The 15,022-nt window shown below is 38.7% G+C and carries 11 protein-coding genes; 1 reads left to right on the top strand and 10 read right to left on the bottom strand.

The window, feature by feature from the left end:
• Nucleotides 1–14: 14 nt before the first annotated feature.
• The 10 genes from AA0017_RS20230 to AA0017_RS20185 all read right to left on the bottom strand — a co-directional run bounded on the left by AA0017_RS20230 (nucleotide 15) and on the right by AA0017_RS20185 (nucleotide 14,204).
• On the bottom strand, nucleotides 15–671 hold the full coding sequence (locus AA0017_RS20230; RefSeq protein ID WP_413377404.1) for a YesL family protein: 657 nt from the start codon (nucleotides 669–671) through the stop codon (nucleotides 15–17).
• Between the two features lie 288 nt (nucleotides 672–959).
• Nucleotides 960–3,848, bottom strand: a complete 2,889-nt coding sequence (locus AA0017_RS20225) for a family 10 glycosylhydrolase (protein WP_413377402.1) — start codon at nucleotides 3,846–3,848, stop codon at nucleotides 960–962.
• A 208-nt stretch (nucleotides 3,849–4,056) separates the two neighbouring features.
• Nucleotides 4,057–4,335: a DUF4190 domain-containing protein gene (locus AA0017_RS20220; RefSeq protein ID WP_413382744.1), complete on the bottom strand. Its 279-nt coding sequence runs from the start codon at nucleotides 4,333–4,335 to the stop codon at nucleotides 4,057–4,059.
• 205 nt (nucleotides 4,336–4,540) lie between these two features.
• On the bottom strand, nucleotides 4,541–5,722 hold the full coding sequence (locus AA0017_RS20215) for an MFS transporter (RefSeq protein WP_413377400.1): 1,182 nt from the start codon (nucleotides 5,720–5,722) through the stop codon (nucleotides 4,541–4,543).
• A gap of 281 nt (nucleotides 5,723–6,003) precedes the next feature.
• Nucleotides 6,004–7,440: an aldehyde dehydrogenase family protein gene (locus AA0017_RS20210; RefSeq protein WP_413377399.1), complete on the bottom strand. Its 1,437-nt coding sequence runs from the start codon at nucleotides 7,438–7,440 to the stop codon at nucleotides 6,004–6,006.
• A gap of 16 nt (nucleotides 7,441–7,456) precedes the next feature.
• Nucleotides 7,457–8,515, bottom strand: coding sequence for a homoserine dehydrogenase (locus tag AA0017_RS20205; RefSeq protein WP_413377397.1), 1,059 nt, complete (start codon nucleotides 8,513–8,515; stop codon nucleotides 7,457–7,459).
• 17 nt (nucleotides 8,516–8,532) lie between these two features.
• Nucleotides 8,533–9,744 carry a M20 metallopeptidase family protein gene (locus AA0017_RS20200; RefSeq protein WP_413377395.1) on the bottom strand — a complete coding sequence of 404 codons (1,212 nt, stop codon included), beginning with the start codon at nucleotides 9,742–9,744 and terminating at the stop codon, nucleotides 8,533–8,535.
• Between the two features lie 29 nt (nucleotides 9,745–9,773).
• Nucleotides 9,774–10,970 carry a cystathionine gamma-synthase family protein gene (locus AA0017_RS20195; RefSeq protein ID WP_413377393.1) on the bottom strand — a complete coding sequence of 399 codons (1,197 nt, stop codon included), beginning with the start codon at nucleotides 10,968–10,970 and terminating at the stop codon, nucleotides 9,774–9,776.
• A gap of 122 nt (nucleotides 10,971–11,092) precedes the next feature.
• The gene (locus AA0017_RS20190; protein WP_413382741.1) at nucleotides 11,093–12,262 is read right to left on the bottom strand and encodes a M24 family metallopeptidase; all 1,170 of its coding nucleotides are present in this window, start codon (nucleotides 12,260–12,262) and stop codon (nucleotides 11,093–11,095) included.
• Nucleotides 12,263–12,506: 244 nt separating this feature from the next.
• Nucleotides 12,507–14,204, bottom strand: coding sequence for a PucR family transcriptional regulator (locus tag AA0017_RS20185; RefSeq protein ID WP_413377391.1), 1,698 nt, complete (start codon nucleotides 14,202–14,204; stop codon nucleotides 12,507–12,509).
• Nucleotides 14,205–14,593: 389 nt separating this feature from the next.
• On the opposite strand from AA0017_RS20185, the gene AA0017_RS20180 reads away from it, so the two are divergent.
• Nucleotides 14,594–14,962 carry a hypothetical protein gene (locus AA0017_RS20180; RefSeq protein ID WP_413377389.1) on the top strand — a complete coding sequence of 123 codons (369 nt, stop codon included), beginning with the start codon at nucleotides 14,594–14,596 and terminating at the stop codon, nucleotides 14,960–14,962.
• Nucleotides 14,963–15,022 lie beyond the last annotated feature (60 nt).

Raw genomic sequence — 15,022 nt, 5'->3', positions numbered from 1 at the left:
CGACTTTAACTTACTCATATTTTCAGAACAGCTTCTTCCTTTTGCTCCCCTTTTTCCTGAAGATCTTCTACTTTAACAAATGCCCGATAGCTAACTAGCATTAAGCCAAATGCCAATGCACTACCAGAAAATAAAGGAATTAACCCTGGTAAAGCTCTTAAAATAATTGCAGCTACACCAATCATTAAAATATACGAAATCACAACAAGTGGATTCAAAACCATAATGAGAAGAGACGATTTATAGTATCGCCACCACTTATTTTGATATTGCACATAAACAGGAAACAAAAAGAAACCTAATAGAAGATAAATGAATGTTACAACCCAGAAGAAGTAATAAAGCACTAAGGTGATAATGGTTGAAGGAGAAGAAAAATATAGGATATCGATGTATAAAATAAAGCCGATTAATAAATAGCTAAGTCCGAGCATATTGCCTTTTAAAAATTCTTTTTTAAAAGCATGAAAGAAAGTAGAGAAAACTGGAACTTCTAGATTTCCTTGCACCCATTGGCGTACAACGGTGAACATGGCAATTGTTGCGGGAAAAAAGCCAAAAATGATTAAACCTAACGCAATAAATAGAAGCCAAAGTAAATTAATATAAGCTAATCGAACGAATAACATAGAGAATTTATAAAAACCACTCATAAAACTTTCTTGATTCAAAATAAACACCTCGCTTGTAAAAAGTTATCTATGAAGAGGCTTGCACATATTCATTAAATAAAGTGGATATTTCCTTCTTTTTTAAATATTATTTTGGATTATACCTCCAATTATAAATTCACCTCAACTTTTTGTAAACTATTTTTTAAAAATATTCAGATATTTTAAATAAAAAACTGGCTCTTTTCTAAATAGAGAGCCAGTTTAAAAAATCTATTAACATTCTCACTTACTGAACCATTTATTTGAGGACAAAAAACGGACTCGAGCCTACCATTTAAATCTTCCTCACCTTAACTCATTAGCAGCAGTTAATAGTTGCTCTGCATGCTCTTCATTAATATGCTTTCCTTTATGACGATTAATATGGTCTTCAAATCGCGACAAGGCAGCAAATGCTCTTTCTTTTTCTGCCTGAGCCCTCGAATCATCTCCTTTTTCGGCATGCTCCTCCATCTTTTTAAAATGCTTTTTCGTATTATCTAAGTGTGTGATTAACGAATTTCTAATACCTGGAGGATGCTTAACAAACTCCTGTACCATTGCTTGTATTTCATCAATTTGTACAAAATAATCAACCTTTACACCTATCATCATAAGCTCTGTATAATGAGTTTGATATTCATCAACCATCACTTGAACGGTGACTCTATTCTCTCCTTCAGTAATCGGAATCTCTATTGAGAAATCACCACTATTTTCTAAGTCTACTAGTATATCATTTATGCTCACATTTGCTACTCCTGGACCGACTACATCGATATTCCCTTTAAATTCAACAGGACCGACATTGAATTCCTTGCCATCATAATCAAGAAATCCTCTGTATAAGGCGGCTCTCACCTCATCACCAAGGTTATATGTGTGAGCAACTAGCTGTCTTTTTTCCCTCAAACCCGAACCATCAAGTGCAGATATAACAAAACCACCCTCTGGAATTAAACGATTATTATCTTGAACATTTACCCAACTCCAATTTAACGCCTGCTGTTGATTAACCATTTCAACAACAGTTCCTGTTTCATCCACAACCGCCTCTACTCCCCATGTATTCGTTCCAGTCGACGGTCCAAATTGACTCGAATAAACATTCAAGTTATTATCATTTCGATTCACATTAAGAAAATCACCAACGATCGATTGCTCATTATTTTGTGGATTACTGATGCCAAGTTCATAGTTTTTTACATACTCAACATCGGCAATTGATGCTTTAATGACATCAAAATTAGCTTGTGAATAATCAAAAAGCATAAGCCCATTCGTATTATTTAACCCCGCTTGGAATACTTCCCTTTGTAAGGGTGGATCTTGAACATTGACAAGTGCCATTCCCGCATAAAGTGGTATTTCTCCGTTGGTTAAAACATTTCCTAACGTAATGTACCTTTTTACTTCATTAGCGGTTCTTTGATACGTGCCAATCATTAAGAAATCTAAGTTGTCTGTATATCCTGTTTGGTAATAGTCATCCGTGTAAAGACTTGATTGTGGAAATTCTAAACGCTCGTCATATTCAAAATTTGGACTGGCCCAGTTCACTCCATTTAAATAATAGGATTCGTACCACGAGCCTACATAAGCAGACAAAGCAATATTTCTATCTTCTTGTTCATTGTAAGAATCAACCAGATTTCGTACTTCTTCAGTAAAGCTTTTAATCACACTTGAACGGTACGTATACCATTCATTAATTAAAGACCCATCCACACGGTTTGAACCATCATAAGTAAATACATCTGCGGGCCAATTTGTTAAACTCTTGCCCCTCTCATTCAAAAACTGTTCAAATTGCTGTTTCGAAATTTCGCTAAAATCGGCAAAATAGTTATCATAACGCCCACGATCTAATAAAACTCCGTCCACATCATAATTTTTAATTACTTCTTCGAAAGATTTCAATTGGTAATCACGAACTTCTGGATTAGCCGGATTAACAAAGGCCACTAATGCTCCACTTTCTCCATACTGACTCTCCCTTAATCTTAAAATTTCCCCTCCATCTTCATATCGATAAACCTCTTCTTCCCATTCCAAGTGATTATCTAAAACAGCAAATTCATTATGAGCAATCGATCCTTCTGCAAATACATTTAAAGCGGCATGAATTTCTAATCCAAGCTCATGACCATGCTTAATAAATTCCTCCAAAAGATCTAATTCTGGATTAGCCCCCGCCCTAGCGGAGGCCGTCATTTCACTCACATAAGGGCGATTTGTTAAATCATTTTTTTGATAGGCAGCAAAACCTTCTACACCTTTTACATCTAAGGCAACCGCTGTAACACCAGCCTCTTTTGCTTGTACGAGCATTTGATAAATACTTTCAGAAGTTTGGAATCTCCTTGCATTTGGACCTTGTTCGACCCATAGAAAGACGTGCTTGTCCAAAGTTTGCTCATCCTTATAAAAAACAACTAATGATTGGGTATCATTAAGTTCTCCCTCTTTATAAATAGACACGTCTATATAATTCACCTTCGAATCTAACAAATAGTCGTAACTAAATTCACCATTGGCTGACAAAGGTACTTCGACCCCATTCACATCAAGACGGTAGGAATAATCTTCGTCAAAGTTTCGAATAGAGCCTGAAATCATTGTGCCTGCATTTGTCTCTGTGTAGATCGCTTGGTTAATTAAAATAACACCTGCAAGCGGCCCTTGTCCTGTCATTAGATCAGTAACAGGTATGACTTCATCATTTCTCCTCAACTTAATGACATCTCCAAGCTTAAAATTCGTCGCTAAAAACTTCCGGAAATCTTTATTCGCCCAAGAGTCATCATGAGCTAATAAAATATAACCTCCTTCAGGAATATCAAGGTACTGTTCATCCTCCCAATCTGGTGCCTCACCATCATTTGAGGGGTTAATTACTTTTGTTACTCGATTTTGATGATCAATTTGCACAGCGACCCATAATCTTTTTACTAAAATTTCGCTCGCATATTCCGTGGTAAAAAGACTAATAAAATCCGATTTTTCTTCAATACTTTCATCAACATAATTAATCTCCTTAGTCGGCCCTCTCGTCCCTATACTTATATCCTCTGGTGGTGCTTCGACTTCAATTAAGTCATCCTCATTTGCTTCAATTGCTGTCGGTACAATGAACAGTAAAGATAATATGCCAATTAAACTAATCCACCTCTTCATCCCATCACCCTTTTCCATTTTTTATTACCCTAATTCAAAATTTGTTTTTGTATGACATAACTATTAACGACACACAAAAAGGAATTATCCACCAATATAAATAAATAAAAAGGATAATAACTTCATATTAAAAATTTCAAGCTCGGTTGTAAATAAAATTATTCAGAATTTTAAGAATTTAATTCGAAAGTCTCAGTTGAAGTTTGTCGATATTTCTCTAAACAAGTCAAATCAATAAAAAAGCCATCTTCTGGCTCCATCGACAAAAGTTAAGGCTTTGGTTATTGCATATAAAATCCCACATAAACATTACCCTTAAAAGCACGACAAAAAAGAAGTATATGATATAGATGGCCGTTGTAATGATTCCACAAATCAGACCAGCAACAGCCATTCTTTTTCCATCATCTTGACTAATATTAATTTTTTTAAAATCAAATGTAGCTAATATAATCGCGAGAATTCCAATCACTATGCCAACATACGGAATAATGAATGATAAAATACCTAGTATTATTTAGCTAATTACTGTTCCATTTGTTTTCCGTACTTTTTGATTGGTGATGTTATCCAACCCCGTTGTATCTTCCAGAACAGAAGATCAATGCCTACACGAAAGAAAAACATCTTTTTACATAATGAGTGCCGATTAGATAAACCTATAAAATTTAAAATTATTTACTGAATTCACAGCTCTTATGTAAAAAGATTTAAGTTTCTTCGTGGTGAAAAGTTGGACGAAAGATAACACCAGCGATGATGAGGATGAGCAATAAACACCCAATCGCGTAGTATAAACTTCCTTCTCCCATCCAATCGATTAACACTCCTCCTATCAAAGGACCAAGCATGCTGCCTATGCTAAATGAAATCGCGATTAATACATTCCCCGTAGGCAATAATTGTTTGGGCAATAAATCAGCCAAATACATCAGACCGAGAGAATAAAAAGAGCCAAGTAATCCACCTGAGACTAAAAAAGCGGCTATTAGTAAAGGAATATGTTGCTCATATTGTGGAAGCGTTAGAAAAATTACGGATCCAAGAATAGCGAGAATAAGTAGCACTTTTTTACGTCCTACTCGGTCACTTAGGATACCGAGCGGAATTTGGGTAATAACTCCTCCGATAACAAAGGCCGGTAGTATAAAAGAAAGCCACTCGACATCAATCCCGATACGCAAAGCATAGATTGGATAACTACCATGTATGGTGGCCTCCATAAAACCAAAAGCCAGAGGAGGTAAAAAAGCAAACCAACCATATTTGACGACCAGCCAATAGCGTCCAAGTGTCCCTGACTGTTGAATCGTCTCAACTGTATTATCAGGCCACTCATTTCGAATTTTTAACAAAATAAGCCAAATAACAGCACAAAATAGAGCGGCAATAACAAAGGGCAATCGTTCATCTACAGATAGCAAATTAGTCATCAGAGGACCTCCCGCAAAGCCGGCACTAAATGCCAAACCGTAAATGGCAATATTCCGTCCGCGGACTGCCTTTGAACTTGTTGATGTAATCCAAACTTGTGTCGAGAAATGAACCATATTATCTGCCACACCGATAATTAAACGGAGTACAAACCAAAACCAAAAACTTTGCCATAATGGAAATAACAACAATGTCGCAATAATAACGATCATTCCGATTGATATAACCGGTTTATAACCATATTTACGAACAGGGTGCTCAATAAAAGGGGAAGCAAGTAGAATTCCTATATAGAGAGCGACAGCATTCATCCCATTCATTGCTGAAGAATACCCTGCTTGTTCAAGTAAAATGGCAAGTAGAGGTAAGAGCATTCCCTGAACAAAACCAGCAACAAAGACCATGACGACTAGCATAATTAAACGAAGATTTGGTGAGTTGTTCTGTGCTATAGACAAGCAAGCTCCTCCTTTCTGTCATAACCTTCGTACACTTTTTTAATAGACTTAGTTGATTGGTTAAAGCATAAGACTCCCAATCAATTATTGAATATGTATCGTATAAACTGCCCTATATATGAGCTAAGAAAGCCCAGAAGAAGCAATCCTATATGGGAGCACACCCAATTATCTAACAATCCCCCTTCGTAATACAACAAAAAAAGGTGAAAAGTTTTTAATCACCTCTCACCTTTTTTTAATTTCTTGAATTGTCTATAACATAGAGCATCCATATCATTCTAATCATCCAAATAACAAACGACCTTCTGCTCAGTCATCTCCTCTATTGCAAACGCGATCCCTTCTCGACCTAGACCAGAGCCTTTCACTCCTCCAAACGGCATCGCGTCAATTCGATAGTCACTACTATCATTGACCATTACCGCCCCAACTTCTAATTCAAAAATCGCTTTTTGTGCCGCTTTTAAATTATTAGTAAAAATACCTGCTTGTAATCCATAGTCAACCGCATTCGCTTCTGCAATGGCCACATCTAAGCTACCGACAGGAAATAACATGACAACGGGGCCGAAGATTTCTTCTTGAGCGATCGGGTCAAGCCGGTTTACATTCGTTAAGACGGTTGGCTCAACAAAATTTCCTACTCTTTTACCACCCGCTTTTATAATCGCTCCTCGAGTTGTAGCATCTTTGATAAGTCGCTCAACACGAATCGCTTCTTTTTCATTAATAAGCGGTCCTATGTCTGTTTGTTCCTTTAATTTAGGACCCACCCTAACATGTTTTGTTTTCTCCACAAATTTTTCTTCAAATTGCTCATAAATTTCGGCTTCCACATAAATCCGTTGAACACTTAAGCAATTTTGACCCGCTGCCCAAAAGGCACCTGAGACGGTGGAATCAACCGCCTTTCCTAAATTGGCGTCCTTTAATACAATAACCGGTGAATTGGATCCGAGTTCCATACTTATTTTTTTCAATCCGGCTTTTCGTGTAATCGCTTCTCCTACTTCACGGCCACCTGTAAAGCTGATCATTCTGACACTTGGATCTGTGATTAAAATATCACCAATTTCACGACCATACCCGCTCACAACAGAAAGAATTTTTTCGGGAAGACCAGCATATTCAAACGCCTCTGCTAAAAGCAATGCACTTAAAGGCGTTTCAGTTGCTGGTTTAACGATAATCGCATTCCCTGATGCAATCGCAGGACCGACTTTGTGTGCGACTAAGTTAAGTGGGTCATTAAAGGGTGTAATCGCTCCGATAATACCAATCGGACAACGATAATAGTATCCATGCCTTGTTTCACTTCCCGGCATTTGATCAAAATTAATCGTTTTCCCTTCAATCCTCCTCGCCTCTTCTGCACTAATCCGTAACGTTTCAATGGCTCTTGTTACTTCTTTTTTTGCTTCTTTAATCGTTTTACAGCCTTCATTAGCAATCGTTATCGCAAATTTCGAAAAATGATCCTCCACATAAAGAGCCGCTTTTCGAATGATGTCCATCCGTTTATGAATTGGCAATTTAGCCGCAAGCTTAGCTCCTTCCTTTGCCTCTTCTATACAAAAAATCATATCTTCTACCGATGCAGCTGGAACCGTTTCTATGATCGTATTATCTTCAGGGTTTCGCACTTCAATTTGCTGCTCTCTCGTGACCCATTTTCCAGCTAAAAACATCTTTTGATTCATTAGTTTAAGTTTCATACAATATCCTCCCCTCTTATAGAATCCCTACCTTTTGACGCTGACGTTCGATATGAATGAGATCAATTAACAAGGAAAATCCCGTTTCTACTTTCCCTGCCCCCGCACCGCTTAATGTCACTGTACCGAGCAAATCACATTGATAAGCTATCGCATTAACAGCACCATTTATCGCTGCTAACGGATCTGAAAGCAATACTTTTTCTGGTCCTACTTTAGCTACAACAGCCCCCTTTTCCTTTTTTACTGTTGCAATCAGCTTCCAGCGCTTTCCTTCTTGTTTTGCTTCTTCAATCATTTCAGGCGTAATTTCTGTAATCCCATTGCAGCTTACATCCGCTACGGTTAACGGAGTATTCATAACATGATTTGCTAAAATCACGATCTTATATCGGGCATCATATCCTTCCACATCACTCGTCGGATCAGCCTCCGCATAACCTAATTGCTGCGCTTGGACAAGGGCATCTTCGTATGACATGCCCTTGTGCTCCATTTGCGTTAAAATAAAATTTGTCGTTCCATTTAAAATGCCACGGATCTCCGTTATCTCGTTTCCAGCCAATGTCATCTCCGGCATCCTAAGGGCAGGCGTTCCACTCAAAACTGTTCCTTCAAATCCCCATTGCACTCTATGTTTTTCCGCTAAAGCCGTTAGCTCTTGATAAGCTAAGGCAACAGGTCCTTTATTGGTCATCACAACGTTTTTCCCACTTTCAAAAGCCGCTTCACAATGGGAGATAGCTGGTTGACCAGTTTCTACATTTGTATAAGAAACTTCAATAATCGTATCGGCATTCGATTCTTTAATTGTCTTCAAACTATCCCATCCACGTATTAATCCAGTTGTTTCAGGATAGGCGTCAAGAGAGCCTGTTTGTTCGACAACCTCAAGTACCTTCTTTATATCTAGACCTTCTGGATGGTAGAGTGCTCCCTTTTTAAAATCAGAAATGGCTACTAGCCTAGCGTTGAACTGCTCTTGTTTTAATAATATTTCTTTTTTATCTCGTAAAATTTCTGCTAACCCTTGCCCTACTACCCCAAATCCAATAAAGGCTAACTTATGCACCATCTAACTTGCACCTCCCACTAATTTTGATCGACTGCCTCATAAAAATCGCTGAAATAATCTAATGTTACCTGAGTCATCATCGCCGTTCCTACTACTAGTACTCTTTCGTCGAGATCAAAGATCGGTGTGTGTAAATCTCTTTGGATTCCATCATCTGTCGCACATCCAAGGAAAAACATCGCACCGGGTACCTTTTGGGTGACATAACCAAAATCCTCACCACCCATACCAAACTTCTCATCAACGATTTTTATCGTCGGCCTCATTTTTTTAGCTGCTGCAGTAAATAGTTGATTGAGAAGGGAGCTATTATATAAAGCAGGCTCCCCTCGGGTAACCTTCAATTGATACTGCCCTCCTAACGGCTCTAAAATCGCAAAGGCTTTCTTAAGCTCCCTTTCTAATAAATCACGAATTTTTGGTTTATAGCTTCGGATTGTTCCCCTCAACAATACTTCAGAAGGAATAATATTCGTTGCTGAGCCTGCTTTTATTTCTCCAATACTAATCACGGCTTCATCCAATGCTGATATTTTACGTGCGACAATGCCGTGCAGTGACTGCAATAATAACCCTAGCATCCATGTCGGGTCCGTAGCCTTTTCCGGATAACCACCATGACCACCTGTGGCGATGATTTGCGCTTCAAATTCATCGACATTGGCCATACTGTAGCCATCATGCACTTGCATTTCTCCTACCTGCAGCCAAGGACACATATGCAGAGCTAATGCCGCATCAACCCCCTCATAGGCTCCTGCTCTTATTAAATAAGGGGATCCAGATAACCCTTTCTGATCAGGTGTCTCCTCTGCTGGCTGAAAAACAAACTTAATCGTCCCGTTCCATTTCCCGTCCCCCGCTAAGTCGGCTAATAATTGAGCTGTTCCTAACAGAATCGCTGTGTGCGCATCGTGACCGCACGCATGCATCACTCCATCCCGCTTAGAACGATAGTCAACCGCTGTTTCTTCTTTAATCGGAAGAGCATCAATATCAGCACGTAAAGCAATAGTAGCACCATCACCACAAGACAGCGTTCCGATTACACTCGTTTCAAGGCCAATCCCCGTCTCTACTTTGATTCCCGGGATAGAAGAGAGGGTCGTAGCGATAAATTCAGCTGTCTTGAATTCTTGAAAACTCAACTCCGGAAATTGATGAAAATGACGCCGCCACCGCACAAGCTTCTGCTCGATTCCACTTGCCTGCTCAAAGATCGTTCGCACTTCTCTCCTCTCCCTTCTTCTTGGCTCTCTTACACTTGTAATCCCGCTTCTACTTGTTTAAAAGCTTGAGAGAAATCTTCTATAATATCTTCAATCGCTTCTATTCCGCACGAGACTCGAATTAACCCTTCTGGAATTCCCATCGCTGCTCGCTCTTCTGGTGTACATTCAACATGACTCGTCGTTCTGGCAGGACCAACGGTTGTTTCCACGGCCCCAAGATTGGCAGCACGATGGGCATATTTTAGTTTTGGCAGCAGCTCTCGAACAGTATCAATTCCACCTTTCACGGCAAAGCTTAACATACCGCCATAGCCTTTCATTTGTTCCTTGGCAATGTCATGATTTGGATGGGTTGGCAAACCAGGATAGTAGACGGCCTCTACCAAATCTTTCGTTTGTAAATATTTTGCTAGCTCCAGTGCATTAAAACTTTGCTCTCTCACTCTTAAATGAAGTGTTTTCATTCCTCTTAATGTTAAGTAAGCAGCCATTGGATCCATCGTGGCTCCATTAATTTCGCGATAATGATAGATTTTTTCAACTAATTCCTCAGCCCCACATACAACGCCTCCTAAAGCATCCGCGTGGCCTCCGAGAAACTTGGTCGCACTATGAATCACTAAATCTACTCCAAGAGCAAGTGGATTTTGATTAATCGGAGTGCCAAAAGTATTATCGACAACCACAAGAGCACCCGCTGCTTTACCTGCTTTAGCCATCCGTTTAATATCCGTAATTTTCACAGTAGGATTGGTAGGTGTTTCTAAATATAAAATTTTACACCCTTTTGCCACCTCTCCTTCAATCTGAGCATGGTCTCCTGTTTCGCATAAGACGACATCGATTTGCTGTCTCGGCAAAAACTCTGTGAAAATTTTATTCGTGCCACCGTACGTATCTTTAATCGAAACAATTCGATCACCAGGCAGCAAAAAGGTCGCTAATGTATTGCTGATCGCCGCCATGCCTGTCGAAAAACTCGTCGCTGCCTCTGCACCTTCTAAAATTTTTACTTTATCTTCAAACGATTGAACGGTTGGATTTGTATTGCGACCATAAATATGGCCTTTTTTCTTACCAATGGCGACATCATACCACTCATCCATATCGTCATAATTGTAGGCCACACTTAAAACGACCGGTACTTGAGTAGCTCCATGTACTAAATATTCCTTTTCTCCAGCCCAGACCGCATTTGTCCCTGCTTGCACCTTCTTTTCCATCTAATCACTCCCACTACTCATATTTTTATTGGTTTTCCCTTTAGAAAGTTTGTGTGTAATAAAAACCGGGCTGTCGATTACGCATCCCGGTTTGTTTTTGTTCATCTCATCGATCCAAAATATTAAATAACAGGGTTCAGCTTCTCAAAAGTCATGCCGTCTTTAATGACAAGTTCTCTCGGTAAATCAACTAATGGCTCACAACCAGTCGGTGTCACGCGAAACGATTCACTAATTTCAAAGCTGTCACCTTCTGACCAAATGGCCGGAATTAAATGAAACGTCATATTAGGCAGGAGTATCGTTTTGTCACCTTTACGAATACTCGCCGTATGCTCACCCCAATCTGGTGGGTAATTAAGCCCCATAGAATAACCGAGACGCGACTCCTTAGTCACCCCATATTTCTCAACGGTTTGGCGCCAATTCGCTTCAACTTCCTCACATGTCACACCTGGTTTAATAAAATTCAAACAAGCATTTAATCCTTCTATAACAATATTTGAAAGGTTTTTCATATTCGCAGTCGGCTGCCCTATCTGTACCGTTCTCGCAATCGGTGCATGATATCGTTTATAACAACCCGCTAATTCTAAAATCACGTTTTCCCCTTTTCGATATGGCTCATCGGTCCACGTTAAATGCGGCGTTGATGTTCTTTCCCCCGCTGGTAAAAGTGGCACAATAGCCGGGTAGTCGCCACCATATTGAGCGGTACCACTTAATTGAGTGTAGCTAATCTTTGCGGCGACATCACAGCCACGCACACCTTCATCCACCATCTCAATTCCTTCTAACATCGAATGTTTAGCAATAACGGCCGCTCTTTGAATCAATTCAATCTCTCGAGGAGACTTGATCAACCTAACCCAGTTAACGAGTAATGTGGCATCTATAAATGTGGCATTCGGTAAGCCTTTAACTAATTGTTGGAAACATTTAGCTGAGAAATAATAATTGTCCATCTCCACCCCAATTTTTCGTTTATCCTGTCCGATCTGAGTTAAAATCTCAGCGACAAAATCCATTGGGTGACGGACATCAGATTGAACATACGTATCTGGATACGGAATAATATTTTCGTGATATAACCAAGTTGTTACTTTTGCTCCATTGGCATCAGCCGTTCGACCAATCCAGATCGGTTGTTCTTCATCATCAAATATCGCGAGAATTTGATCGACATAAAAGGACCAACCATCATAACCAGTCAAGTAGTTCATATTCGCTGGATCCGTTACTAATAAGACTTCTATCCCTTTAGTCGCCATACGTTCTTTCGTTTTTTTCATCCGCTCCTGATACTCCAATAACTCAATAACCACAGGAACACCCCTTTCCAGCAAAATCAATATTGACAAAATATTCTGTTTCTAATTTCATTATATCGACAAAGCATCAAATTGGATATTCGCCAAAGTGTATGAATTTTCTAATATTATTTCAGTCAATTTATCATACAGCCTTGTCTGATTATCTTTCACTACCAAAAAAGGCCCTTCTGTTAAGTAGCTTCTTAACAAAAGGCCCTCTTTACTAATCCTTTAATTCTCCATGAAACACTCCGCCCACTCTCCATGTTTTAATACTCAAATCCAAGAGAAATAGGTGGTCAGGATCATTAAGGGAAAGGTTTGTTAGTGATTCAATTTTCCGCAAACGATAAAGCAATGATTGTCGATGTAAGTTAAGAGATCGAGCGGTTTGACTCACATTTCCACGATACTGATTGAAGGCGACAAACGTTCCAACTAAATCCATTTGCCTTTCTTCATCATATTGCACTAGCGGCTCAATGGTATCAATAATAATTTCTCTCATCTCTTCATTTTTAGTTAACTGCAACAGGACACGGTCAACTCTTGTTTGTTCAAACCAAGTTCGATGATGATGTTTATCTTTCACACGACCAATTTGCAGAGCGAGTTTGGCTTGCCTATAGCTTTCTTGGAAATCTTCAAACCGTTTTTTTCTTTTACCTATTCCCCAAGAAATATAAACATCCGGCATTAAATTATTCAATCTTCTGTCAACTATATCTAAATAATCAGTCGCATATTCATGTTCGGTTTGATGTTGAATTTCTAAATAGAGCGTAATCATCTCCTCATCTCGGGTCAGCATTATTTTTCGCCCGAGCGATTGAGCCGCATAAAGCATCTCCTCTTCCATATAATAAAGCATGCTTTTACGCCAATGTTCAAATGAGTCAATCATCTGCTCCCTTTTTTCATACAAAGACTTTAAATTTTCAGGTAATCCTACGATACAAACATAGGCAAGGTTTAATTGATATTGTAGCAAACTCGCTCTTGATTGAGCCTGTTCATATGTTTGAAACCCTCCCTTAGCAAGCTCTTCAACAAAATCACTCCTTAACCGCAGCTTCGTTTCTTCAATCGCATTTTTCCGTGAAAGCCAAAGAGCAATAGTCGTAGCCGCATGCTCTAATATATGAGTACGATTATGAGTTAAAAAGCTAGAAGCCTTTATATGCTCAGGAATAAAAACAAATAAATAGCCTTGTGCCTCACCAGAAATTTGCAAAACCGGAACTTGTAAAATATCTCTTTTCTCATATTGAATGAGATCAAATTTTTGCATAAACGGATCTTGATTTGCTGGCGTTACATGTTTAATCGGTAAAACCCCTTCAAGAACAAGCTGCTTCCACTGTTGTTCAAAATCGCGATCGTACTGTTCGCTCTCCAACAAATTGCCAAAACGATCGGTCAAATAAATCTTCGCATAAATTTGTTCCTCGATATAAGCTAGCAAGTCTTCCAAATCACGTTCTGTTAAAATAAGATTTAAAAGATCTTGCTGAATTTTCTCAGACTTCTCTCTATCTTTGTTAGCTGTTATATTTAGTTCCTTCATGACCATCTCCACAATATTGGCAAAGCGGATTTCCCAAGGAACAATCATTAAAATAAAATTATTCTTTTCAGCAATCTCAATCGCCTCACGTGGAATATCAAAAATAAACCTTCCCAGTGCAACCATCAAAGCGGCCGCTTCTGATTCGATTACATCTTCCACAAACTGGGTAAATAAATGAGGGTCCTGCTCACAACCAATCGCGGTCGTCAAAACAACTTCATTTTTCCTAACAAAATTCTCAACAGGTAACTCAATGACTGATATCCATTGGATTTTTTTCTTTGGAGCTAACTTTTCACCTGTCACAACCTCAACACCGTGTAATAAATCATCCTTTAACACATCCGCCACTGTCAGAATAGCCGTTACCTCCCTTATTTTGTTATAAAAGTTATTCCTTATTAAGATCGATCTTAAAGCCAAAACAAGGAAATGACAATGTTGAATTTTGAATGCATGAAGGGCATCTATGCGTACTACTTGTCATTACATTCTCATTAATATTCAACTGTACCAAGACTTTTTTGATTAATATATCTTAAAGCACCCATAGATTGTAAGAGCAATTAATTATATAGAAGTTTCACATGTAAACTTGCCAACCTAAATGGTTAAAACCACAAGCTCTAAAGTACTTTAGTAACATATTAGTATACTAATATTAAAAAATATGTTAAATTATTGAAAAATATGGTACGTTAGTTGTGCATCAAAAAAACATACTATTGGAGGCTTTTTCTATGAAGAAATTAATCACACTATCAGTTTTAACAGTAGCAGCAATTTTTGGATTTAATGCCGAGTCCACTGATGCAGCATATGATACTGGCATATCCATGTCACACCCTTCTTCTATTTCAGGTGCTAATGCAAACACATCTATTACTTTAAATTTTTCTGGCGACAGAGGAACAGGTAATTTATACAGATGGGTATTCATTCCTGGAGATGGTTCCACTAATAATTCTGGTCAAACTAGTGCAACAAGAGTTGTAATTCCAAAGACGTACTCCTTAATAAATCGAGATATTGCAACTTATAGAACTCAGGCTAATGTGTCTGGATTTAGTTATGCAAATACAGCTGGATCGATTCGACATACGAGATAATATATTTATAACGGCAGTAGGATAAATCCTGCTGCCGTTAGATAAAAATAAGGAGCGAAC

It is taken from the genome of Alkalihalobacillus phoenicis (assembly GCF_047302405.1).
Taxonomy (GTDB): domain Bacteria; phylum Bacillota; class Bacilli; order Bacillales; family Bacillaceae_D; genus Alkalihalobacillus.
Note: the sequence above shows the minus strand (reverse complement) of the source record. Positions and strands in the feature narration are given on the sequence as shown.

What these genes read in the sequence shown, in the direction of transcription:
- AA0017_RS20225 (WP_413377402.1), bottom strand. Translation starts at nt 3,848, where the DNA reads ATGGAAAAGGGTGATGGGATGAAGAGGTGGATTAGTTTAATTGGCATA.
- AA0017_RS20210 (WP_413377399.1), bottom strand. Translation starts at nt 7,440, where the DNA reads ATGAAACTTAAACTAATGAATCAAAAGATGTTTTTAGCTGGAAAATGG.
- AA0017_RS20205 (WP_413377397.1), bottom strand. Translation starts at nt 8,515, where the DNA reads ATGGTGCATAAGTTAGCCTTTATTGGATTTGGGGTAGTAGGGCAAGGG.
- AA0017_RS20195 (WP_413377393.1), bottom strand. Translation starts at nt 10,970, where the DNA reads ATGGAAAAGAAGGTGCAAGCAGGGACAAATGCGGTCTGGGCTGGAGAA.
- AA0017_RS20190 (WP_413382741.1), bottom strand. Translation starts at nt 12,262, where the DNA reads ATGAAAAAAACGAAAGAACGTATGGCGACTAAAGGGATAGAAGTCTTA.
- AA0017_RS20180 (WP_413377389.1), top strand. Translation starts at nt 14,594, where the DNA reads ATGAAGAAATTAATCACACTATCAGTTTTAACAGTAGCAGCAATTTTT.